Origin of the sequence: Pedobacter africanus (genome assembly GCF_040548825.1) — a bacterium.
Classification (GTDB): domain Bacteria; phylum Bacteroidota; class Bacteroidia; order Sphingobacteriales; family Sphingobacteriaceae; genus Pedobacter; species Pedobacter africanus_A.
Genome location: NZ_JBEPSL010000004.1, coordinates 187,565 through 210,930 on the forward strand (window position 1 = coordinate 187,565; position 23,366 = coordinate 210,930).

Here is a 23,366-nt window from a genome sequence, read left to right on the forward strand (position 1 = left end):
AATTTTAAAACTCAGGGATTCGCTTTCAGGCTGAATGGAATTTTCAGGGAAAGGACAATGTTCCGGCCTGCCTCAGGAAGTTCAATCAGCCGGTAAAAACTGGTATGGTTCAGGTAGCTTGCATTCAGCAGGTTCTGAGCTTGTAAGCTGATCTGCAGGGGCCGTCCGTAAAGGCTCATTTTTGTTCCAGCCTGCACATTGATAACCTGGTAACCTGGCGTTTTCTTCTCCGGTGGCACAATGTTATTTTGTCCTGCAGTTACCCGGTAATCTACCGAAAAATAGGTGTCTTTAAGCCCTTCTTTAAGGAATGGCGTATAGGTAAGGTTAACCAGTACTGATGCAGGGGGTGAAAACGGCAGGGTATACCCTTTTTTATCACCAGACAGCTGCCTGGCATTCAGGTATTCACCCAGCAATTCCGTAGTTAAATTGCTCAATAAAGCATACTTAAACACCACTTCTGCACCATAGCGCATCACCTTGCTCTGGGCATACTGAAAGATCTGATTACCTGCTCCATAATGGTAATCATGGTTAGCAGTAGGGTTCAGGTAAATGTAATTGGGGAAATAATTATAAAAGGGGCTGATTTGTACTGACCATTTGGGTTGTTTCCAACTCAAAGTGATGTCGGCCTGGTACGATTGCTCTGCAGAAAGAGAAGGATCGCCTCGTTCGTAGCTGAAATAGTGATAGTTTACGCCGTTTGCACTTAGTTCTTTAGCTATCGGCATTCTGAAACTTTTACCTGCATTTGCTTTCAAGGCGAGCTTTTCAGTATGATAATTCAGTCCCAGCGACCATACAAAGCTGTTAAAGCTCCGGTCCAGATCATCGGCACGTACCAGTTTCTGCGATACCGTTGCGCTGGCATTTGGGATATCAGAGCTAAACCAATCCGTATATTTAAACATACGTACCCTGCCGTAATCGTACCTCACGGCCCCATGTAAAAACAACCCCTCATTTAACTTCAATTTATCGTATACAAACACACCTGCTGTAGTCTGTTTAAAAGAAGGAACCAGGAAAGTCCAGCCATCGATACCGTTGTCCTGGTGCTCAGTGTTTAGCCCTGCCATGATGGAGTGCTTGCCAATGGAAATGTGATCGCGAAGGTTCGCAGTATATACCCGTTTGTCAAACTCTCTTTCCAGGTTCGGGGATATGGTCATACTTTGCGGATAAACAGGTGGCATATATCCATGGTTCACATAATGGCTGAATTCCTGACGGAAGTTTCGCTGATAACCGAGTTCCATTTCCAGTTTGTGATTGGGCCAGGTATATGCACTACGGTTAACCAGTTTAAAATGATTTACTTTCTGACTGGGCATCAATATGTCCCTGTCCGATGCATCGTGCAGCTCCGCGTCAACCCTCCTGGGCTCCAATCCATGTGCATTGGCAAAAAAACCGCTCTTGCTAAAAGTATTGCTCAGGTAAAAAACAGAGCGGAACTTATTGCCTGCATAACCTGCATCCAGGTGGATATTGTTTTCTCTTCCGGCGGTATTTCTCAAATGGTTACGATACAGTTGTACTGCATAGTCGTACACATAAACCCGATCAGCCGGAACCTTATAATCTCCATAATTCTGGTAGGTAAACCGTGAGCTGGCAAACCAGTTAGATGTACGTCCGTATAAATTTACTGAGCTGCCGTAAAGCTTGTTATTTGTTTTACCGATCAGATCTACAGAACCACCCAGGGAATTCGGAGCGGGTATCTGGCCAGGCTTCACTTCAATGGCACCACCAATGGCATCTGATCCGTAAATAAAAGAAGCTGCTCCCTTGATAAGTTCAACTTCTTCCGCAGCAAACTGATCAATTTCCAGTCCATGATCAGTTCCCCACTGCTGCCCTTCGTGCTTTATGCCTTTGTCCAGCACCACCACCCGGTTAAAGCCCATACCTCTGATTAATGGTTTCGACTGCCCAGAGCCTATCCCTATCGTCTTGATACCTGGTAAACGTTCCAGCGTTTTCATCAGGCTGCCACCCAGGTTGCGCTGAATAAATTCAGCGTTTACCAGCTCAACATTGAGCGATACCTCCTGCTTTTTTAATTGCATACGGTCATCCTTAACTTTTACTTCAAGCAGCTGCCGTACCGGAAGTTGAACAGAATCAGCTCCTGCAGACCGAGCCTGCTGTTTAATTTTTTGCGCATAGGCGGCATTGGCCAGGCAAATGACCAGCACGGTATATAAAATAAGTTTCATTCTCAGAAAAATTTTGGAAATAGCAATAGTATCCGCACTGTACACAGTGTGTTACAAGAGATTAGCTTAAAAGATTACATGAGATGGCGGCCCCTTGTTTGTAAAGCCCTGCCGGATAAACTCATAAGTACCTGCATATAGGTATCCACCTGTGCTGGCCAATAAAGGTAAAAGTTGCACCTGTACACAGATGGTATCAGTGCAAATTTCCTTTCCTTTTTTATGGATAAGGTAGTCGCAAACCTTGCATTTTTCAGCCTGAAAATTGTGTTGTTCTTTATGCTTTGTTCCGAAATGTTCGCACTTTACCTGTTCAGGATGCAAATGAAAACTCTGTACCAAAGCAATGAATAGCAAATGGCATACAAGAAAAACAGCGCCTGTCTTGTTCAGTTTATCTACAACTTTGTTTTTTTGCCTCTTCACAGATGCATCAAAGTTGCATTAATTATTTTAAACTTTATAGCTTTCTGCTACTTTTTTGCAGAAATTAATTTAGACAGGTAACCTGTTCAATTCTATGTCATCCGGGGTTACAAATATCAGAGGTACTTTTTCAACATCAACGTAGCTGGAATCCAGCCCAAAACTCCGCTCCTCCGAAAGGCTTAAACGTTTGAGGATAAAATAATAATCCATAATCGTACGCTCGTAAAGGCTAAGTTTAGAGAATTTGGACAAGTGTTTTTCTAAAAGAACAAACCTGAAATCGCCGGCAATTTTGTGTTTGTTCAGCGAGGTATACTGACTGGTTATATCTACTTCGCCATTCTTTACCAGCTCCTCAATTACCTTTCTGTACAACAGGTTAACTCTTTGTTCTACCCTGAAGCCTAATTTGAAATCGATCCGGATCAGCTTACCAGGGATCAGGAATTCTACCTTATAATCTCTCGTAAACGGCTCATCCACTACATCAACGTGCACCAGCCAGTACACATCTGCCCTTTTAGGTTCTTTCTGAATAATGGAGTAGATAATTTTTGATTCGATCTCTGTTTTAAAGTTGGCACTGGTTAGATATACCAGTTGAGAAGAATATTTCGGCACAGAGGTATCTTCACTCAACTCTTTGATGATCTGATAGTAGTCCTCTATTTCAACATATTTAACAAATCTGTTCTTGATCTTCCGAGCAACATACCAGCTCCACATAACGGTAAACAAAGCTGAGCCGATAAGAACCGTAACCCATCCCCCATGCAGGAATTTAGCCATATTACCTACCAGGAATGTCATTTCCAGTGCCATATAAATGGCCAAAAATATCCCGATAACGTACACCGGGACCTTTTTGCGCTTCATATAAGCAGCGATAAGGATGGTGGTTGAAAGGAAAGTAAGGTTAATGGCCAGGCCATACGCGCCCTCCATTGCACCTGAATTCTTAAAAATCAGGACAATAACGATACAACCAGCCCACAGGATCCAGTTGATAGATGGCACGTAAATCTGTCCCTTTTGGTTACTCGGATAATTGATTCTTACTTTTGGCCAAAGGTTTAATCTTACCGCTTCCGAGATAAGCGTAAAGGAACCCGTAATCATAGCCTGACTGGCAATTACGGCAGCCACAGTTGCCAGGGCAACCATAAAAAGCAAATAAGATGCAGGAACAATTTCAAAGAATGGGTTTAGACCGGGATCATAGTTGCCGTGGTGCAAAATCCAGACTCCTTGCCCGAGGTAGTTCAGAATCAACATTGCTTTCACAAATATCCAGCTGATCCTGATGTTGGATCGCCCGCAATGTCCCATGTCTGAATATAGGGCTTCAGCCCCGGTTGTACATAAAAATACACCGCCCAGGATTAACAACGCCTTAGGATTATTTACCAGCAATTCAAAAGCATAATATGGATTCAATGCTTTAAATATGCTGAAATCCTGTACTACGAATAATAAACCCAGCAGCCCCAGTGCACCAAACCAGAGAAACATAATAGGTCCAAAAAGTTTGCCTACCAGATTAGTTCCAAACTGCTGGATTACAAACAGCCCTGTTATGATGGCAAGAACAATAGGTATTACGCTTACCGTTGGGAATTTTAACTGTAAACCTTCAATGGCAGAAGTAACGGTTATACTTGGCGTAATGATACCATCAGCAAGTAAAGCACAACCTCCAACTACTGCGGGAATAACAAGCCATTTTGCATTCTTTCGTACCAGTGAATAAAGTGAAAATATCCCCCCCTCACCTTTATTATCGGCCCTCAATGTGATGGCAACATATTTTATAGTGGTTTGCAGCGTTAATGTCCAGATGATGCAGGACAAAGCGCCAAGTACAATATCGGGAGTAATTACCTGCGGGTTCGGGGCTTTTACTACTGCATTAAAAATAGCTTTAAGGGTGTAAAGAGGAGAGGTACCAATATCGCCGTATACAATTCCTAAACTTACCAGTAACCCGCCGGCTGAAAGCGTGTTGAAATTTTTATGACTTGACACTATTTAATAATATAAATTGATACTATTTAACAAAACCATTGTGTATTTGTTCTTAAAAACATTACAGATTTAATACAAATCAGGGGGCAAAAGTACAGTAAATAAATATAATTCAATCCATTAATCTTCAAGAAGAATTTTGACCCCTTAAAAAACCGCCGAGGGTATTAAACGGTTAAACATGTTAAATATTGTTAAATCTGAAAATAGTAAGTAAAATCATTGACTTTTTAATTTTATTATTTATATTTTTGGCTACCAAACATGAAGATACAACGAAAAGTCACACGCCTCCTTAATATTTCCTGCATAGTATGCATGAGTATTTTGTGCAGTGTGAGTGTTTTTGGTCAGAAGGCAGATAGTTCCGCCACCGGTATCAGAGCAAAAAAGATCAATAAAACCCCGCAGATTAAAGCAAATATCCCTACTTACAAACCAAAATACAACTTCGGATATATCCAGTACAACGACATTATCTCCAACAGCAAGAGTTTAAACAGCGTTAAACAGGAAAAAATTCTCTCTGTGTTAAAAGTATATCCTAATCCCGTTGACGACCAGATTAACCTGATCCTGAAAATGGATAGGGAATCAAATCTCTCTGTGAAGATCATGGATTTACTCGGCAACGAAGTCGTTACACTTTCTAACGAGCGTATAGCGGCCGGCGAGCAAACCAAAAGCTATACCATCCCCAACCGCTTAAACGCCGGAATATATTTCCTTAAAATAATGTCCGGCTCAGAAACTGTAGTCAAACGAATTTCAGTTTTGTAGGCACCTTATCATTGTTCCCACCTAATTCTTTAGTATTTTTGAACCATTAAGCTTATGATGGCTTAATCCTTGTTAGCTATTTCAAAAATACCGATCCCGCATGAAGATAATTGCCATAGGACGCAACTACGCCGAGCACGCCAAAGAATTAAACAACCCTGTACCTGACCAGCCGGTCATATTTTTAAAACCAGATACCGCGGTATTAAAAGACAACAAACCTTTCTACATCCCTGAATTTTCGTCAGACATCCATTACGAGCTTGAGGTCGTCTTAAAAATCTGCAAAGAAGGTAAGCACATCTCCGAAAAATTTGCCCATAAGTATTATGATGAACTTGGCCTGGGCATAGATTTTACCGCGAGGGACATTCAAACTGCTCATAAAGCCAAAGGCTTACCATGGGAGTTGGCAAAAGCATTCGATCATTCCGCGGCCATCAGCAATTTTCTCCCTAAAACACAATTTGAAGATATCTGCAAACTTCAGTTTGAACTAAAAGTCAATAGCAGCAGCAGGCAAAACGGCAATACAGCGAATCTGTTGTTCTCTTTTGAAAATATCATTGCTTTTGTATCTCAGTATATCACTCTTAAAAAGGGCGATCTTATATTTACCGGTACCCCGGCAGGTGTTGGAAAAGTAAACCAGGGCGACAGGCTGGAGGCCTGGCTGGAAGGGCAGCAATTATTGAGTTTTGATATAAAATAGGGCTAATGATTAGAATATGTATCCTCCTGGCATTCCTTGCCCTGCAAACAATTGGCCTTCAGGCACAGCAACTGTTCAGCAATAACAAATACCCACTGGTAGATTTCCGCCCACCCTTAGATATTGTCCCGCCTGCCCTTGCAGGATCATTTGGCGAGCTTCGTGCCAACCATTTCCATTCAGGGATGGACTACCGTACCAACCAGCGCGAGGGTTACCCTGTGTATGCCATTGCGGATGGTTATATCTCGCGCCTTCGTGTGCAAAACAGCGGTTTTGGATTGGCCTTGTACATCAATCACCAAAATGGCTACACCTCTGTTTATGGCCACTTACAACGTTTTGGCCCTAAAATAGCGCAACAGGTAAAAACCATCCAATACCAGAAAAAATCGTATGAGATTGATGAATTTCCCAATTCCCTGCAGATCCCGGTCCGCAAAGGCGAGGTCATCGCCTATACCGGAAATTCGGGCAGCTCTGGCGGCCCACACCTGCATTTCGAGATCAGGGATACCAAAACAGAGGCAACCATCAATCCTCAGCTGTTCGGACTGGAAATCCCCGACAACATCCCTCCGGTTATCTATTCCATGTATGTGTATCGCCTCAACAAAAAACCATTTAACGAATTTACCCCAAAACAATACTTCCAGGTTGTTGGTGCCGCCGGAACTCATCACTTAAATAAGGTAAATACCATTAATCTTGGCGGCGAAGTAGGCTTTGGCATCATCACTACCGATAAACATAACGGGGCATCGGGCACCAATGGCGTTTATTCTATAGAATTGGAACTGGATGGAAAGCTCGTTTACGTATCTTCCCTTGAAAAGTTCTCTTTCGACAACAGCAGGGGGATCAATTCGCATATCGACTATCCTACCTACCTCAACACCAAAAGAAGCATCCAGAAAAGCTTTGTAGACCCGGGCAATCCCCTTAAAATTTATAGTAACCTGGTAAACAACGGAAGAATAGAATTCACAGACGGGGCTAAACATCAGCTAAAATATACCGTTACAGATGGCAAAGGCAACAAGAGCACCCTTGCATTTAACGTACAGGCCGATGCCAGCGCTACAATTAGCAGCCCCGATGCTCCTGCGGGCAGCCTAAACTATTCCTATGCCAATCAGAACGAATTCAACAACGACGAAATAAAGGTCATCATCCCTAAAGGAACGTTATACAATGACCTGAATTTCATTTATAAAAAATTACCAAAACCTACTGCAAATGCCTACTCGGCAGTTCACCAGATCCACAACACCCTTACGCCCCTGCATACGGGCTTTGAGCTTTGGATAAGGGCCGACAGCAGTTTAAACAAATACAAAGACAAAGCACTCATTGTAAATACCGGTCGCTCGTCGCAAGGCGGTTATTTTGAAAATGGCTATGTGAAAGCTAAGCCCCGTACTTTTGGCAGCTATTTTATTACGGTAGATACCATTCCGCCTACAATTACACCAGTAAACATAGCCGAAGGCAAAAGTATGGCTGGCATCAGCAAGATGTCTTTTAAAATACGGGATAACCTGTCGGGAATCAAAAGTTTCAACGGCTACATCGACGGAAGGTGGATTTTAATGGAGTTCGACACCAAATCGGCATCTTTGTGGCATAGCTTTGATGACAAAACAACACCGGGCAAACATACCCTTGAAATAATTGTTTCTGACATGAAAGACAACAATAAAAACTATAGCATAACTTTTTATAAATAATATCATGAGCGAATTAAAAGAAGGCCAGAAAGCACCGGACTTTAAAGTAAAAGACCAACATGGGAATACGATCTCTCTAGACCAGTTTGCAGGAAAGAAGGTTGTACTTTATTTCTACCCGAAAGATGATACACCTGGTTGTACTGCCGAGGCCTGCGATTTCAGGGATAATTATCAGGGATTGACTGATAAGGGCTATGTGGTTCTGGGCGTAAGTGTAGATGATGAAAAATCGCACAAGAAATTTGCAGACAAACACAACCTGCCTTTCACCTTACTTGCCGATACCGACAAGAAAATAGTAGAAGCCTATGGTGTTTGGGGAGAAAAAAACATGTATGGTAAGAAGTACATGGGTACCAATCGGACAACTTTTGTAATTGACGAGAACGGCATCATTGCCCATATCATTACAAAAGTAGACACCAAAAACTCTACCGCACAGGTATTGGAACTTACAAAATAACTCAACCTATATTGACAGCACCTAAACAGGTGCTGTTTGCAATGGTCTTACTTTCAGCTGCTATAAATCCTTCCCTTCTCCTTCCTGGCTCTGATCATACACCTTAGCCTCCAGGGATCCTCTTCATAGTCTCCAGGGGATCTCTTCGGGAAACGATGACTGAAGGGCGGCCTGAGTACGTAGGTGTTGCGGCTGGAGAGCGATGGGGATAAGGTACTACTAAGGAACAGGACAGGAACAACTATAGAACAGCAGGGAATTTAATTCCTGAACGCTACTTCTTTCAAAAATCCTGCAAATTCATCCGATACAGCATCAGGTTTGAACTTGAGCTGCGTTGGATTTCCCTTAAACAGGTGGTTGTACCAAACCATACCTGCCAGGTAGCAGCCTGCCTCATTTGCATGGTTGGGATCAAACTGCAACTTCTTGTCTTTTTCCCAGCGGTACCCAACATTTATAGAGTTTTCCTGTGAGGGCAAAGCTGGATATACCGGATTGGCATAATCAAATGAAGTATCTTTTTTAAATCCCCATTTGCCATCGGTAGCAACCTGAAAAAAAGCATCTCCAGAGGGAATAATAGGTAAATTACCAAGGTCCTTTGCCAGATGGTGGTAGGCAGCCCTTGATTTTTGCCACATTTCCTTATTGTCTTTTGCCCGCTTTTCTCCACCTATCATCCCCCAGTTTACCGCATCTGCGCGGTAGGCCCATGTTTGATGTACGTATATTCTGGCATCGGGCTGGTAACTTTTAACCAGATCGTAGATGTTTTTGGCAAAAGGCTGATAGCTTGCTTCATCGCCAGACAATAAAGAATACTGCTGCATGGTAACAATATCCCATTTTTGCGATGACAGTAACTGCCTTAGGGATTTACCTTTGTAAGCTTTGCCCCTGTTGGTATCTAAATTATTTACCAAAACGGAATCCCAATGGCGTTTTAAGGAGCAACCGCCCATTTCTGCTCTGCCTAAAACAAGGTTTACATGAGCTTCTGCTGCCATTTGAGGCAAATAACGTGAGGCATTTTGTGAAAAACTATTGCCGATCATCAATACCCTTAAAGTCTTGCCGACCTGCTGTGCATTGAGCTGCAGGCACATCGCAAGAACCAATACGGCAACCAATTTTATCCTGATTAACATTTTCATTTTTGTCATTATAATTTTATACTGTTACACTGGCTAATATTACTCAATAAGATTGAAAAAACCTAGTTTGGGGAAGGGGTATTAAGCCAGGGTCTCTTTTTTAGCCACCAGGGTTTGTATCTTTTCGTACAATTCGTTGGCATGAAAAGGCTTGGACATATAATCGTTCATACCAATTGCCAGGCATTTCTCCCTTTCGCCCTTTATGGTGTGGGCAGTCATGGCCAGTATCGGAACTTCTTTTTTGCCTTGTTTCATATTCCTGATGTGGATGGTGGTTTCGTAACCATCCATTTCAGGCATCTGAAGATCCATCAGGATGATGTCAAAATCTTCATTTTTGTATTTATGCAGTGCTATCTTTCCATTTTCCGCAACTGTAGTCTGGTATCCCCGCTTCTGCAGCAGCTTAATAACCAGCAACTGGTTAATGGCATTGTCTTCTACGATGAGTACACTCAGATCCTTACCGGTTTCCGATTCTGAAACAATGCACAGTTCGTTATAAGCCGACCGCTCCCAGTCTTTACCGGCATGATCTTTAAGGAACGATAGCCTGAAACAAAACTCAGAACCTTCGTCAGGCGCGCTTACCAATTGTATGGTTCCCTCTTGTAAAGTAATCAAATGTTTTACGATGCTTAACCCTATTCCCGTACCCCCAAATTTCCGTTTCATGTGATTGGTCCCCTGTTCAAAAGGATTAAAGATCTTCTCATGTTGTTCTGCCGGTATACCTATGCCGGTGTCTTTCACCTTAAACTCAATCACAATATGATCGTCATGGTCCGACACGGCTTTTGCAGAGATCAATACGCCCCCGCTTTCGGTAAACTTAATGGCATTGGAGGTGAGGCTCAGCAGAATCTGGGTAAGCCTTACAGAGTCACCATAAATGGAATCCGGTATGTTGGGATGTATGGTATAGCTCAATCCGATCTGCTTTAACCTGGCATTGGATTCCATGAGCATGCAAATAGACTGGATGGTATCCCTTAAATTGAAAGGAAGGCAGACAAAGCTGATCTCACCGGTTTCTATATTGGCAAAATCAAGGATATCATTTAGAGTAACCAGCAAATGGTCGCCCGATTTAATGATCATTTTAACCGATTCCAGCTGTTCCTTATTGGTTAAGGACTCCTGAAGGTGCCTGGCAAATCCAAGCACAGCATTCATTGGCGTACGGATCTCATGGCTCATGTTAACCAGGAAATGCTGCTTTACCTTTTCGTAATGCGCTGCCCGCTCCTGTTCCTGTTTAAGGCTTAAACTGATGCGTTCAATTTCTGCAGTCTGATATTGCTGGATATTGGCAAGCTCATTGAACGTCCACATCAGAATGGCCAGTTCATGGGTCGAACCCGTATCCATCCTTGTTTTAAGCAGCCCTGCTTTAACCTGCCCTGCGCCGGTAACGATGTCCGAAATAGCGCTTTTAAGACGCTTTCTTATCGACAAAGCAAAAGCCATACACAGCAGTCCGATTACCAACGAAAGGATGATGACAAGAACCGATGGAATTTGAAAATAGAGTGTACAGATTTGCAGTGCGACCAGCAAAGTTACAAGACCAATTGTGAAATGTAATTTCCTTGATATGGACACATCATTCAACCTCCCTGATAGACCGGAAATGAACATAGACAAGCTCGTTAATAAAAATGTTAAAACTCCCTGTATTTTACACGATAGGTAAAAGTAACCTTTTGCGGCAAAATACATTGTTTAACAAGCTGTTCATTTTGTTCAAGTGCGAAACACCCTACAAAAACAAAACCGGTATAATTCATTAAAATTATACCGGTTTGAAATAATTAAGCAGTATTCCTAGTGGCTTTTACCAACTTTGTGGCCTGCTGAAGCAAAGTATACGATATACAGGTATGCCGGTAACATGGCATACAGGAATGCATGCTGGAAGTCGATATGTAATTTATCTTTCATAAACCCATATACCAAAGGCCATATAGCCCCGCCTGCAATACCCATGATCATAATTGCAGAGCCGGTTTTGGTAAATTTACCCAAACCTTTGATGCCCAATGGGAAAATAGCAGGCCACATTAAAGAGTTGGCCAGACCTAACAAAGCAACAAACCAGAAAGAAATTACACCCGAGGTAAACACCGAAAGCACAGTAAATACAATACCTACGGAAGTACAGATCCTGAGCGCAGCTTGCTGACTGATAAACCTTGGGATGGTGATGATACCGATTAAATAGCCTACAAGCATAAAGCCTAAAGTAAATGCGGTAGCGTTATCCCTGAATACATGCGGAACTGTTCCCAGTTCACGGGCATAAGTACCGATGATATCTCCGGCCATTACTTCAACCGCCACACAGAAGAAAATAGCAAGGGCGCCTAAAAACAAATGCGGATAGCTGAATATTGTTTTTTTAGAATGAGCAGTAGATTTTTCTGAAACCTCTTCTTCTTCCATATTTACTTCCGGAAGTTTAACAAACTTAAGCACTATTGCAAATAAGGCCAGTACAACTGCCAATGCAATATAAGGTGCATGAAGCTGCCTTAACAATTCATCTAAGATGGTTTGTTTCTCAGCTTCAGACGCTGCCTGCGCCAGTCGTGCCTCGGCTGCATTTGCTCCTTTTAAAAGCAGGGTGCTCAATACAATTGGCGCCACCATACCCGCTGTTTTGTTACAGAAACCAGCAATTGATATACGTTGTGCAGCACTGTCAATTGGCCCGATGATACTTAAATAGGGGTTTACCGCAGTCTGCAAAAGGGCCATACCCGAGCCCTGCACAAAAATTGCCGTTAAGAAAAGACCATAGCTGCTTTTTTCTGCAGCCGGAATGAACAACAAAGAGCCCAGGGCCAAAATCACCAAACTCCACACCAGACCATTATGGAAGCCTATTTTTTTAAGGATCCATGAACTTGGGATGGCCAGGAAAAAATAAGCTATATAAGAGGCGAAGGTTACCAAATATGCCTGCAGATCGGTTTCCAGATCGAATGCTTTTTTTGCAAATGGAATAAGGGAGCCATTAGCCCAGGTTACAAAACCTAGGATAAAAAACAGTGCACAACATATTACCATTGGAAATATCGCCGTTCTGCTTTGGGGTTGAGTTGAATTCATGGTTCGGGTTTAGTTTTAATTTTGTGTATTTTACTTTTTTAAGTATTTTAAAAACTTCTGGCTCTAAAAATATAAAATTTCATGGAATAACCGGCTTAATTAACTTTTTTTACGCAAACGTTTGAGTGAAAAAAGGGGAATTAAAAACAATCCCCGCTTTTTTTATGAATTCAGCGAAGTTTAGGCCTAAATCACTTAGCCCCAAAGTATTTTTAATTACCTTTGCTGTATTAATCAACAACCCCAATTAATGAAACATACAATTAGTGAATTAGAAGATATCGCCGCTCAGGTAAGACGGGATATCGTGAGAATGGTACATGCCTGCCAGTCTGGTCACCCGGGCGGATCATTAGGCTGTGCAGATTTTATGACTGCATTGTATTTTGAAATCATGAACCACTCTACTGATTTTAAAATGGATGGAAAAGGCGAAGATTTATTTTTCCTTTCAAACGGACACATCTCACCGGTTTTTTATAGCGTTTTGGCCAGGTCTGGTTATTTCGACATAGCCGAGCTTGCTACCTTCAGAAAACTGAATTCGAGGTTACAAGGGCACCCCACTACACACGAAGGTTTGCCTGGCATAAGGGTTGCTTCTGGTTCATTAGGCCAGGGCCTGTCAGTAGCCATTGGTGCTGCACAGGCAAAAAAATTAAATAAAGATCACAACTATGTATTCGTATTGCTTGGTGATGGTGAATTACAGGAAGGCCAGAACTGGGAAGCCATTATGTATGCTCCTTTCAATAAAGTGGATAACCTGATCGCTTCAGTTGATTATAACGGACAACAGATAGACGGGCCAACTGAAAAAGTATTGTCGCTCGAAAACCTTCAGGCTAAATTCGAAGCTTTCGGCTGGCATGTAATCAATTCTGACGGTAACGATATGGATGCTATTGTTAAGGCGCTGCACTACGCAAAATCGCTTTCAGGCAAAGGCAAACCAATTCTGAATTTGATGAGCACGCAAATGGGCTATGGTGTTGATTTCATGATGGGATCACACAAATGGCATGGTGTAGCCCCGAATGACGAGCAGCTTGCTGCAGCTTTAGCCCAATTGAGTAGCACCCTTAAAGATTACTAAGCATGAAAAAGTATACATACACAGAAAAAAAAGATACACGTTCTGGCTTTGGGGCCGGATTGCTTGAAGCAGGAAAAAGAAACCCCGAGGTGGTAGCGCTTTGTGCCGACCTGGTAGGCTCCTTAAAAATGGATGCCTTTATCAAGGAATTTCCTGAACGCTTTTTCCAGATTGGAATTGCTGAAGCCAATATGATAGGTATTGCCGCTGGTTTAACCATCGGTGGAAAAATTCCTTTTACCGGAACTTTTGCCAATTTCTCGACAGGCAGGGTTTACGACCAGATCCGTCAGTCTGTTGCTTATTCAGACAAAAATGTTAAAATATGTGCCTCTCACGCCGGTTTAACCCTGGGTGAAGATGGCGCTACACACCAGATCCTGGAAGATATAGGCCTGATGAAAATGTTGCCTGGCATGACGGTAATCAATACCTGCGATTACAACCAGACCAAAGCTGCAACTATAGCAATTGCAGATCACCATGGCCCTGTTTACCTGCGTTTTGGACGTCCGGTAATCCCTGTTTTTACCGATCCTGACCAAAAATTTGAGATAGGTAAAGCCTGGATGGTAAACGAAGGTAAAGATGTAACCATTATTGCTACCGGTCATATGGTATGGAAAGCGATTGAAGCAGGTGAACAGCTTGCCGAACTGGGCATTGATGCTGAAATCATCAACATCCACACCATTAAACCGCTTGATGAAGAGGCCGTACTGAAATCTGTTAAAAAGACCGGCTGTGTAGTTACTTGCGAAGAGCACAATAAATATGGAGGACTGGGAGAAAGTGTTGCACGCCTGCTTTCAACCCAATTGCCAACGCCGCAGGAGTTTGTTGCCGTGAACGATAGCTTTGGCGAGAGCGGAACCCCTGATCAGCTGATGACAAAATATGGCTTAGACACTGTAAACATTGTAGAAGCAGTGCAAAAAGTGATCAAAAGAGCCAAGCAATAAAAGCAGAACAAAAACCGATGAAGCAGGTTGAAGATTCAGAGATATTGGAGAAATTCTCAGCGGCAAAAACCCGCGATGAAGGCTTTAACCTGCTTCTTGCTAAATACCAGCAAAAAATATACTGGCATGTGAGGCGGCTGGTAATTGATCACGACGATGCCGACGACCTGGTTCAGGATACCTTTGTTAAGGTTTGGAAAAACCTCGATAAATTTCGCAGCGACGCCCAGCTTTACACCTGGATCTATCGCATTGCTACCAATGAATGTATTACTTTTCTGAACAAAAAGAAACAAAGAAACAACACACCGCTCGAAGAAGTATCTGCAGAATTGTCGGAAACGCTTGTAGCTTCTTCTCATTTTAATGGCGACAAAGTGCAGCTGAAACTTCAGCAAGCCCTACTTACCTTACCCGAAAAACAACGCCTTATATTTAACATGAAGTATTATGACGACCTGAAATATGAGGAAATCTCGGAAATTACAGGCACCAGTGTTGGGGCGCTAAAGGCCTCATTTCATATTGCAGTAAAAAAAATTGAAGCTTTTATGCTGAATGAAAACATTAACTTTTAAACCTTTTGGCTTATAATGTATCAATATATGTGTGATGGAAGATAATTTAGAAAATAATGGGTTCAGTGTTCCGGAAAATTACTTCAATACGCTTAACGACGCTATTGATGCCAGGATCCGGGCTGAAAAAATAAAGCTGCTGGCACCAGCTGAGGGCTACTCCGTGCCGGAGGGTTATTTTGAAAAACTACAGCTTAACATTCTGGATAAAACAGTAAATGAGAAAAAACCGCAGGCTAAAGTGCTGCGTTTATGGCGTTCAAGTCTTTTAAAATATGCTTCAGCAGCCTGTTTTGTAATACTCAGCGCTGTTGGTTTCTACTTTTACCAGAACCACCAGAGCACTAAGAATAAGGCCCGAAACGAGCTGGCTGCCGACCTTCTACTCTATGATATAGACGAACAGGTGATTATTGACCACATTGAGGCCAATGACCTGAGGGCCAGGGACCCAAAACATTCAAATGTGGAGCTGGAAAACTATATACTTAATAATTATTCTCAGAATGACATTGCATCGGCATTTTAAATATACACTCATGAAACAACTTTTGGTTACGCTTTTGTTTATGTTTCCGGCTCTGGTTATGGCGCAAAAGTATACCGAGCGGATGAATGATGAGATTGAAGCCTATAAAATCGGCTTTTTAACCCAGAAACTTGACCTATCGGCTGATGAAGCCAAAATTTTCTGGCCGATATACAACAACTGGCAAAAGGAACAAGATGCCCTGCGCAAAGAGCGCGTGCAGAAAATGATCAATTACAGAAAAATTACTGAAATCGAAGAATTATCGGATACCGAGATACAGAATTTAATTGAAAATAGCTTTAGCATCAAACAAAGGGAACTGAACCTGGAGCGTAAATATTATTACAGGCTCAAATCCAGTTTACCAATTAAAATAGTAGGCAAATTTTACCGTGCTCAGGAGGCCTTTAAAAAAGAAATCCTTGTCAAATACAGATTTAACAACGCCAGGCCCCAGCCAAATTAATTTTGTATTTTTGGGCATGCTTACACAACGCCAGTTATTTCTGCAACACAACGCCCAGACAACCTTAGCACCTCTTCTTTTAGAATTTAACAAAGCCCGGGGCATGTATTTGTATGATGCTGAGGGTAAAAAATACATGGACCTGATTGCAGGCATTGGCGTAAGCAATGTGGGCCATTGCCACCCGGCAGTTGTAGCTGCTGTACAGGAGCAGGCGGCCAGCTACATGCACATCATGGTATACGGGGAGTTTGTGCAAAGCCCCCAGGTAAATTTTGCCAAAGCACTTTCGGATGTTTTACCCGAAAACCTAAACTGTACCTATTTTGTAAATTCTGGTACCGAAGCAGTTGAAGGGGCAATGAAACTTGCAAAACGTTATACTGGTCGTTCCGAGATCATTTCCTGCCATCATTCTTATCATGGCAGTACCCAGGGCGCACTTAGCCTGATGGGAAATGAAGAATTTAAGCAGGCTTACCGACCATTGCTGCCAGGTGTGAAGTTCATCAATTACGACATGCCTGAAGACCTTGATTCAATAACCGAACATACCGCAGCAGTGTTTGTGGAAACCATACAGGGGGAAGCGGGCATCAGGGTGGCAGATAAAGCCTGGTTTAGCGCCTTAAGAGAGAAATGTACGGAAACTGGAACTTTACTGGTACTCGACGAAATCCAATGTGGTTTTGGACGTACGGGAAAAATGTTTGGTTTTGAGCATTTTGACATCGTTCCTGATATCTTGCTGCTGGCAAAGGGAATTGGGGGCGGAATGCCCATCGGCGCCTTCATCAGCTCCAGGGAAATTATGCTGTCCTTGGCCACGAACCCGATATTAGGGCATATTACCACTTTTGGTGGGCACCCGGTTAGCTGTGCAGCGGGCCTGGCCACATTGCAGACCATTTTAAAGGAAGATATAGTTTCGGGAGTTACTGCAAAGGGTGAATTGTTCAAAAAACTCCTGGTACACCCGGCAATTAAAGCTGTGCGGGGCAAAGGCTTAATGATGGCCATCGAGTTTGAGAATTTTGAGCAAAACAAAAAAATAATTGATGCCTGTATTGCAGACGGACTGATCAGCGATTGGTTTTTACATTGCAGCAACGCCATGCGTATAGCACCGCCCCTGATCATTACAGAAAAAGAAATTGAGTGGGCCTGCCACCTGATCCTGAAAAATGCAGATAAAATAACTGTTTAGTTCATCTTCTGTCGCTTGATCAGATAGGCCTGTAATATGGAATGGAAGCCCTCAGCTATATCTGCATCGATCATATCAATTTTATACTGTGTACATTTTAGTGCTATCGCCTGCCGGTATTCCTGCATCCTTAAAAGATAGGCATCTTTCACTTTCGAAGCATGTGTTTTTAATACCGCACCCGTTTCCATATCTACAAACTGATAAGGGCGGTTTTCAAACCTGAAATCTACCTCCCGGGCTTTGTCGGTTACGTTAAAGAGGATGACTTCGTGTTTATTGAATTTGAGGTGCTGAAGGGCAGAAAATAAACCATCTATCCGATGTTCGTCATGCACAGTGCTCATCATATCGCTAAAGACAACAACCAGCGATCGTTTATGAATGAGCTCTGCTACCTGGTGCAGTGCCTGCTCCAGATTGGTCCTGATGTTCATCTGTTCGGCCTTCAGGATTTCTTCAAGTTTTGAAAACAGATATTTCTGATGTGTGGTGGTTGATTTAGCTGGTGTATTTAACAAAAGATGGTCTGTAAAAAGGCTCAGACCAAATGCATCACGTTGTCTTTTTAACAGGTAAATCAGCGACGCCACCGCCTGTACAGAAAAATTGAGCTTATGGTATTCCTTCAATGGAAAATACATCGACGAGGAGACATCAATAACAAACTGGCAACGTAGATTGGTTTCCTCTTCATAACGTTTACTAAAAAGTTTATCTGTTTTGGCATACAGCTTCCAATCTATATTCTTAACATTATCGCCTGTATTGTAGAGCCTATGCTCAGCAAACTCAACAGAAAACCCATGAAAGGGGCTTTTATGCAATCCGGTAATGAAACCTTCGACTACCTGCCGGGCCAGTAGTTCGAGGTTGCCGTTAAAATGTAAACTTTGTTCATCAATGGGCGACTGCATGGCGTAAATATAAAAAAAGCGTCCATTATTAATGAACGCTTTTTATGATCGGCAATGATATATATGCTTACAATTGTTTTTCTAATTTTTGTGCCAGTACAGATTTAGGAACTGCACCAACTTGTTTATCTACTACTTCACCGTTTTTAAAGTACAATAAAGCCGGGATGTTGCGGATACCGAACTGAGTAGAAATTTGAGGGTTGTTATCAACATTAACCTTTCCTACAAGTGCTTTTCCTTCGTATTCTTTTGAGATTTCATCTACTACCGGACCTACCATACGACACGGACCACACCATTCTGCCCAAAAGTCAACCAAAACGGGTTTATCTGATTTTAATACAACTTCCTCGAAGTTAGCATCTGTGATTTCTAAAGCCATAATTCTATTTTTTTAATTTTAGTTCTCTTTAATTAGCTTGCCCGAGTACGATCTGGTTTATTTTATACAACTCTTGCAGACTACAAATATATTATCAATTGTAATGCCATCAACTGCGCTAATGCCATTATGACATTAGTTCAACTTAGCGATTACGTTTAAAGCATTCAACTGTGCCAGAAAATCATTGGTAGGATTGATCCTGAGTGATTTCGAAGGTAGCTTAACCATTACATTCTGTTCCCTGTCGTATACATCAAAAAGCAATTGACAGTTCTGCTGTTCTGTACTGGCTTTATTGTTTTCAAGAATGGCCAGTACCTTGTTCATAAAATCGTCGTTAACCTGCTCTATTGGCACTTGTATGGTTACGCTTTTGGCCAGTTTATCCCTTAATTCAGACAGCAGGTTGATCGAAGTGATCTTAAACTCCCAATCGCCTTCCTTTCTGAACCGTTCTCCAACCCTTCCTCTGATCTGGAGAAAATACCCGTCGGTAAGGAATTGCTTAAACTTGATGAAGTCATCACCAAATAAAGCCAGCTCACTGGTATCGTCATAATCTTCAAATACCATGGTACCGAAAGGCTTGCCAGTTTTTGTCATTCGCTGAGCAGCAACAACTACAAGTCCGCCGATAACAAGTTCCCTATTTTTAATACTTTCAAATTCAGCCAGAACTTCTTCATTGGTATCGCCGGTCCTAACCTTATTCACCAGGGCCAGATGTTTTACCTTATGCTGGCAGAACTCTTTTAGTTCCAGCCGGTAATTGTCGAGTGGGTGACCGGATAAGAAGATCCCTATGGCATCTTTCTCATACTTCAATCTGTCTATCAGGCTCCATTCCGGCGCTACGGGCAAGGCAGGCTCCAGAATCAGATCGGCCACTGATCCGCCAAAAAGTGAGGATTGGGAAGAAGATTCATTGTTCTGAAAATCGTTGGCATATTTGATCACTTTTTCAATGCCATTCATCTTATCGTTAACCCCTACAAAAAAATATTGTGCACGATGATTGCCAAAAGCATCAAAAGCCCCGCTATAGACAAAGCTCTCGTAAGCCTTTTTATTTACTGTCCTGGTATTGGACCTCCTGGCAAAATCGTAAAGATCTTTGTAAACGCCGTTTTCATTCCGTTCATCTATAATACTTTCTACGGCCTTATCGCCCACCCCTTTGATACCTGATAAACCGAACCTGACTTCCCCCTGGACATTTACTGAAAATTTAATCCCCGACTCGTTTACATCGGGCCCCAATACCTGAACACCCATTTGCTTGCACTCTTCCATAAAAAAGGCAACCTGTTTGATGTCGTTCATATTGTTGGACAATACCGCAGCCATATATTCTGCCGGATAATGGGCTTTTAAGTAGGCTGTCTGATAGGCGATCCATGCATAACAGGTGGAGTGCGATTTGTTAAAAGCATAAGAAGCAAAGGCCTCCCAGTCTTTCCATATTTTCTCCAGCACAGTTGCATCATGACCTTTTGCTGCCGCCTGTTTCACAAATTTAGGCTTCATCTTATCCAGCACGTCCTTCTGCTTTTTACCCATTGCCTTACGCAACACGTCGGCCTCACCCTTGGTAAACCCGGCAAGTTTCTGCGACAGGAGCATCACCTGCTCTTGGTAAACGGTAATTCCATAGGTTTCTTTCAGATACTCTTCGCAGGCGTCCAGATCATATTTAATTTCTTCTTCACCATTTTTCCTGCGAACGAAACTTGGAATATACTCCAGCGGTCCCGGACGGTATAAGGCGTTCATGGCAATCAGATCCCCAAATACAGTTGGCTTTAGCTCTTTCATGTACTTTTGCATACCTGTACTCTCGTACTGGAAAATCCCGATGGTTTCACCTCTCTGGAAAAGCTCATAGGTCTTCTCGTCATCAATAGGAAAGTTATCGGGGTCAAGCACAATTCCATGCCTGGATTTCACCAGCTTAACTGTATCCTTAATCAGGGTTAATGTTTTAAGCCCCAAAAAGTCCATTTTTAACAATCCGGCACTTTCTACTACCGAGTTGTCAAATTGGGTAACATAAAGGTCAGAATCTTTTGCAGTAGCTACCGGAACAAAATTGGTAATGTCGCTCGGCGTAATGATTACCCCACAGGCGTGAATCCCGGTATTTCTTAAAGACCCTTCCAAAACCTGCGCCTGCTCAATAGTTTTAGCACCCAGATCTTTACCTATCGCCAGATTTTTAAGCTCTACTACCTTTTCATATTCATCGGCACGCAGGGCGTCTTTCAAGCTCTTCTCGTCAAGGTTAAAGATCTTGGCCAGCTTCATGTTGGGTATGAGTTTAGCAATCTTTTCTGCTTCAAAAAGTGGCAGATCAAGCACCCGGGCTGTATCCTTTACGGATGATTTTGCAGCCATTGTACCGTAAGTAATGATCTGGGCTACCTGGTTGGATCCGTATTTCTTAATTACGTAGTCCATTACACGTCCCCGACCCTCATCGTCAAAATCGATATCAATATCGGGCATGGATACACGATCGGGGTTTAGGAAACGTTCAAAAAGCAGATCGTATTTAATGGGGTCTATATTGGTAATCCCAAGACAATAGGCCACTGCAGAACCTGCAGCCGACCCCCTTCCAGGTCCAACCGAAACATCCAGATTCCTGGCCTCGGCAATAAAATCCTGGACAATCAGGAAATACCCGGGATAGCCGGTTTTCTCGATGGTTTGCAGCTCAAAATCCAGTCGCTCTTTAATATCATCCGTGATTTCGCCGTACCGCTTTTTAGCCCCCACATAAGTAAGATGCGCAAGGAATTTGTTCTCACCCCGTTTACCACTATCAGTTTCATCTTCCTTCACCAGAAACTCTTCAGGGATATCGAATTTAGGTAAAAGTACTTCCCTGGCAAGTTTATAGATTTCTATTTTATCTATTATTTGCTGGATGTTCACAATCGCCTCTGGCAAATCTGCGAAGAGATTCTTCATTTCCTCCTGCGATTTGAAATAATATTCCTGGTTCGGCAAGCCGAAACGAAACCCACGTCCGCGACCTATAGGAGTCGCTTGTTTTTCACCGTCCTTTACACACAATAAAATATCATGTGCATTGGCGTCTTTTTTATTGATGTAATAGGTGTTGTTGGTCGCAATAAGTTTTACGTCATGTCTTTTTGCAAGGGTAATCAAAGAAGTATTCACAATGTCCTCATCTTCCTGATTATGGCGCATGAGCTCGATATAAAAATCGGCGCCGAACTGTTCTTTCCACCAAATCAAAGCCTCCTCAGCCTGTTTTTCGCCCAGGTTTAGCAACTTACTGGAAACCTCTCCATATAAGTTACCTGATAAAACGATAATATCTTCCTTATACTGCTCAACAACAGCTTTATCTATCCTGGGGATATAATAGAATCCTTTGGTATACGCAATAGACGACATTTTGGCCAGGTTATGATAACCATTTTTATTTTTTGCCAGAAAAACCACCTGGTAGCCATTGTCTTTTCTGCTTTTATCTTCATGATTGTCGCAAACAAAAAATTCACAGCCTACGATTGGTTTAATGATCTGTTCCTCGGCAGCCTCTCCCTTTTCAATAGCTTCAGCATTCCTGGCTTCTACTCCCTTATTGTGGTTCAGTACCTGATTTACAAAGTGGAACGCCCCCATCATGTTCGCATGGTCTGTCATGGCTACCGCAGGCATTTTATGGGCTGCCGTTGCTTTAATGAGTGCGGGGATATTGATGGTAGATTGCAATACAGAAAACTGGGTATGGTTGTGTAAATGCGCAAAATTTGCAGTGGCCAGTTCGCGTTTATTTTCCTCAAGTGTACTTTTGGAAATTTTAGGTGCTTCGGCCTGCTGCAAACGCTTCCTGATTTCATCAGAAGCAGCCTTCAGGTTAATGTGATTTAAACCAACGCGTTCGAATACCTGGGGTGTATTTTGTTTGAAGCGATTAAGATAGTCCGGATCTGCCTGCAGCTGTTCCGGCCGGAAAGCATCTATTTTTATCAGTTGTAAGAAACAACGGGTAGTCGCTTCAACATCGGCCGTTGCATTGTGTGCTTCGGCAAAAGGTTCACCAAAAAGGTATTGGTGCAGCTCCGTTAAAGTTGGGAGTTTAAACTTCCCCCCCCTTCCGCCTGGCAGCTTTAATAACTCGGCGGTAGTTTCGGTACAGGTATCCAAAACAGGCATTTGGGCCATCGGGCTTTCTACGCCCATCCGGAAAAACTCGCAGCCCATGATGTTCACATCAAAGCCAATGTTTTGTCCGACAACAAACTTTGCTTTGGACAGTGCAATATTAAATTTCTCTAAAACCTCTGCAAGCTCTATACCCTGCTCTTCTGCAAGTTCAGTTGAAATACCGTGAATCCTTTCGGCATCGTATGGAATATTAAAGCCATCTGGCTTCACCAGGTAGTCCTGATTTTCGATCAGGTTACCCAGTTCATCATGTAATTGCCAGGCAATCTGGATACACCGTGGCCAATTGTCTGTATCAGTGATTGGTGCATTCCAATTGCGGGGTAAACCTGTGGTTTCGGTATCAAATATTAAATACATAGCTGTACAA

At 42.5% G+C, this 23,366-nt stretch carries 19 protein-coding genes; 10 read left to right on the top strand and 9 right to left on the bottom strand.

Features of this window, described 5'->3' with window-relative positions; genetic code table 11:
• Positions 1 to 11: 11 nt before the first annotated feature.
• From ABIE26_RS20425 to ABIE26_RS20435, 3 genes are all read right to left on the bottom strand, one after another.
• Entirely contained in the window at positions 12 to 2,231 is a 2,220-nt protein-coding gene (locus ABIE26_RS20425; protein WP_310145298.1) for a TonB-dependent receptor, read from the bottom strand.
• 66 nt (positions 2,232 to 2,297) lie between these two features.
• Positions 2,298 to 2,657, bottom strand: coding sequence for a hypothetical protein (locus ABIE26_RS20430; protein ID WP_310145300.1), 360 nt, complete (start codon positions 2,655 to 2,657; stop codon positions 2,298 to 2,300).
• Between the two features lie 69 nt (positions 2,658 to 2,726).
• Positions 2,727 to 4,685 (bottom strand): KUP/HAK/KT family potassium transporter, encoded by a 1,959-nt coding sequence (locus ABIE26_RS20435; protein WP_310145301.1) that lies wholly within the window; start codon positions 4,683 to 4,685, stop codon positions 2,727 to 2,729.
• A 318-nt stretch (positions 4,686 to 5,003) separates the two neighbouring features.
• Between ABIE26_RS20435 and ABIE26_RS20440 the strand changes: the two genes are divergently transcribed.
• The 4 genes from ABIE26_RS20440 (at position 5,004) to bcp (ending at position 8,373) form a co-directional block, all read left to right on the top strand.
• Positions 5,004 to 5,465 carry a T9SS type A sorting domain-containing protein gene (locus ABIE26_RS20440; RefSeq protein WP_310145303.1) on the top strand — a complete coding sequence of 154 codons (462 nt, stop codon included), beginning with the start codon at positions 5,004 to 5,006 and terminating at the stop codon, positions 5,463 to 5,465.
• 100 nt (positions 5,466 to 5,565) lie between these two features.
• Positions 5,566 to 6,177, top strand: coding sequence for a fumarylacetoacetate hydrolase family protein (locus ABIE26_RS20445; protein WP_310145304.1), 612 nt, complete (start codon positions 5,566 to 5,568; stop codon positions 6,175 to 6,177).
• Positions 6,178 to 6,182: 5 nt separating this feature from the next.
• Positions 6,183 to 7,907, top strand: a complete 1,725-nt coding sequence (locus ABIE26_RS20450; protein WP_310145305.1) for a M23 family metallopeptidase — start codon at positions 6,183 to 6,185, stop codon at positions 7,905 to 7,907.
• A gap of 4 nt (positions 7,908 to 7,911) precedes the next feature.
• Positions 7,912 to 8,373, top strand: a complete 462-nt coding sequence (gene bcp / locus ABIE26_RS20455) for a thioredoxin-dependent thiol peroxidase (RefSeq protein ID WP_310145307.1) — start codon at positions 7,912 to 7,914, stop codon at positions 8,371 to 8,373.
• Positions 8,374 to 8,633: 260 nt separating this feature from the next.
• Here the strand turns inward: bcp and ABIE26_RS20460 are convergent, their stop codons facing one another.
• The 3 genes from ABIE26_RS20460 to ABIE26_RS20470 form a co-directional block, all read right to left on the bottom strand.
• On the bottom strand, positions 8,634 to 9,530 hold the full coding sequence (locus ABIE26_RS20460) for a DUF4886 domain-containing protein (protein WP_310145308.1): 897 nt from the start codon (positions 9,528 to 9,530) through the stop codon (positions 8,634 to 8,636).
• Positions 9,531 to 9,611: 81 nt separating this feature from the next.
• Positions 9,612 to 11,003 (bottom strand): response regulator, encoded by a 1,392-nt coding sequence (locus tag ABIE26_RS20465; protein WP_310145309.1) that lies wholly within the window; start codon positions 11,001 to 11,003, stop codon positions 9,612 to 9,614.
• A 357-nt stretch (positions 11,004 to 11,360) separates the two neighbouring features.
• Positions 11,361 to 12,647, bottom strand: coding sequence for a sugar MFS transporter (locus tag ABIE26_RS20470; RefSeq protein WP_310145310.1), 1,287 nt, complete (start codon positions 12,645 to 12,647; stop codon positions 11,361 to 11,363).
• Between the two features lie 229 nt (positions 12,648 to 12,876).
• Between ABIE26_RS20470 and ABIE26_RS20475 the strand changes: the two genes are divergently transcribed.
• From ABIE26_RS20475 to ABIE26_RS20500, 6 genes are read left to right on the top strand one after another with little or no spacing between them, the layout of a single operon-like run.
• Positions 12,877 to 13,743 (top strand): transketolase, encoded by an 867-nt coding sequence (locus ABIE26_RS20475; protein WP_310145713.1) that lies wholly within the window; start codon positions 12,877 to 12,879, stop codon positions 13,741 to 13,743.
• 2 nt (positions 13,744 to 13,745) lie between these two features.
• Positions 13,746 to 14,705 carry a transketolase family protein gene (locus ABIE26_RS20480; RefSeq protein ID WP_310145311.1) on the top strand — a complete coding sequence of 320 codons (960 nt, stop codon included), beginning with the start codon at positions 13,746 to 13,748 and terminating at the stop codon, positions 14,703 to 14,705.
• Positions 14,706 to 14,722: 17 nt separating this feature from the next.
• Positions 14,723 to 15,283 carry an RNA polymerase sigma factor gene (locus ABIE26_RS20485; protein WP_310145313.1) on the top strand — a complete coding sequence of 187 codons (561 nt, stop codon included), beginning with the start codon at positions 14,723 to 14,725 and terminating at the stop codon, positions 15,281 to 15,283.
• 34 nt (positions 15,284 to 15,317) lie between these two features.
• Complete coding sequence (locus ABIE26_RS20490) at positions 15,318 to 15,812, top strand: hypothetical protein (protein WP_310145314.1); 495 nt, start codon at positions 15,318 to 15,320, stop codon at positions 15,810 to 15,812.
• A 10-nt stretch (positions 15,813 to 15,822) separates the two neighbouring features.
• Positions 15,823 to 16,281, top strand: a complete 459-nt coding sequence (locus ABIE26_RS20495) for a hypothetical protein (protein ID WP_310145315.1) — start codon at positions 15,823 to 15,825, stop codon at positions 16,279 to 16,281.
• A 16-nt stretch (positions 16,282 to 16,297) separates the two neighbouring features.
• Positions 16,298 to 17,488 carry an aspartate aminotransferase family protein gene (locus ABIE26_RS20500; protein WP_310145316.1) on the top strand — a complete coding sequence of 397 codons (1,191 nt, stop codon included), beginning with the start codon at positions 16,298 to 16,300 and terminating at the stop codon, positions 17,486 to 17,488.
• Here the strand turns inward: ABIE26_RS20500 and ABIE26_RS20505 are convergent.
• From ABIE26_RS20505 to dnaE, 3 genes are all read right to left on the bottom strand, one after another.
• Positions 17,485 to 18,405 (bottom strand): DUF58 domain-containing protein, encoded by a 921-nt coding sequence (locus ABIE26_RS20505; RefSeq protein ID WP_310145317.1) that lies wholly within the window; start codon positions 18,403 to 18,405, stop codon positions 17,485 to 17,487. The genes ABIE26_RS20500 and ABIE26_RS20505 overlap by 4 nt on opposite strands.
• Before the next feature lie 67 nt (positions 18,406 to 18,472).
• Positions 18,473 to 18,790 (bottom strand): thioredoxin, encoded by a 318-nt coding sequence (trxA, locus tag ABIE26_RS20510; protein ID WP_310145318.1) that lies wholly within the window; start codon positions 18,788 to 18,790, stop codon positions 18,473 to 18,475.
• Between the two features lie 135 nt (positions 18,791 to 18,925).
• Positions 18,926 to 23,356: a DNA polymerase III subunit alpha gene (gene dnaE / locus ABIE26_RS20515; protein ID WP_310145320.1), complete on the bottom strand. Its 4,431-nt coding sequence runs from the start codon at positions 23,354 to 23,356 to the stop codon at positions 18,926 to 18,928.
• Positions 23,357 to 23,366 lie beyond the last annotated feature (10 nt).

Excerpts from the sequence above, each read along its gene's own strand:
- ABIE26_RS20425 (WP_310145298.1), bottom strand. The coding sequence starts at position 2,231 with ATGAAACTTATTTTATATACCGTGCTGGTCATTTGCCTGGCCAATGCC.
- ABIE26_RS20440 (WP_310145303.1), top strand. The coding sequence starts at position 5,004 with ATGAGTATTTTGTGCAGTGTGAGTGTTTTTGGTCAGAAGGCAGATAGT.
- ABIE26_RS20445 (WP_310145304.1), top strand. The coding sequence starts at position 5,566 with ATGAAGATAATTGCCATAGGACGCAACTACGCCGAGCACGCCAAAGAA.
- ABIE26_RS20450 (WP_310145305.1), top strand. The coding sequence starts at position 6,183 with ATGATTAGAATATGTATCCTCCTGGCATTCCTTGCCCTGCAAACAATT.
- bcp (WP_310145307.1), top strand. The coding sequence starts at position 7,912 with ATGAGCGAATTAAAAGAAGGCCAGAAAGCACCGGACTTTAAAGTAAAA.
- ABIE26_RS20460 (WP_310145308.1), bottom strand. The coding sequence starts at position 9,530 with ATGAAAATGTTAATCAGGATAAAATTGGTTGCCGTATTGGTTCTTGCG.
- ABIE26_RS20465 (WP_310145309.1), bottom strand. The coding sequence starts at position 11,003 with ATGGCTTTTGCTTTGTCGATAAGAAAGCGTCTTAAAAGCGCTATTTCG.
- ABIE26_RS20470 (WP_310145310.1), bottom strand. The coding sequence starts at position 12,647 with ATGAATTCAACTCAACCCCAAAGCAGAACGGCGATATTTCCAATGGTA.
- ABIE26_RS20480 (WP_310145311.1), top strand. The coding sequence starts at position 13,746 with ATGAAAAAGTATACATACACAGAAAAAAAAGATACACGTTCTGGCTTT.
- ABIE26_RS20485 (WP_310145313.1), top strand. The coding sequence starts at position 14,723 with ATGAAGCAGGTTGAAGATTCAGAGATATTGGAGAAATTCTCAGCGGCA.
- ABIE26_RS20490 (WP_310145314.1), top strand. The coding sequence starts at position 15,318 with ATGGAAGATAATTTAGAAAATAATGGGTTCAGTGTTCCGGAAAATTAC.
- ABIE26_RS20495 (WP_310145315.1), top strand. The coding sequence starts at position 15,823 with ATGAAACAACTTTTGGTTACGCTTTTGTTTATGTTTCCGGCTCTGGTT.
- ABIE26_RS20500 (WP_310145316.1), top strand. The coding sequence starts at position 16,298 with ATGCTTACACAACGCCAGTTATTTCTGCAACACAACGCCCAGACAACC.
- ABIE26_RS20505 (WP_310145317.1), bottom strand. The coding sequence starts at position 18,405 with ATGCAGTCGCCCATTGATGAACAAAGTTTACATTTTAACGGCAACCTC.
- trxA (WP_310145318.1), bottom strand. The coding sequence starts at position 18,790 with ATGGCTTTAGAAATCACAGATGCTAACTTCGAGGAAGTTGTATTAAAA.
- dnaE (WP_310145320.1), bottom strand. The coding sequence starts at position 23,356 with ATGTATTTAATATTTGATACCGAAACCACAGGTTTACCCCGCAATTGG.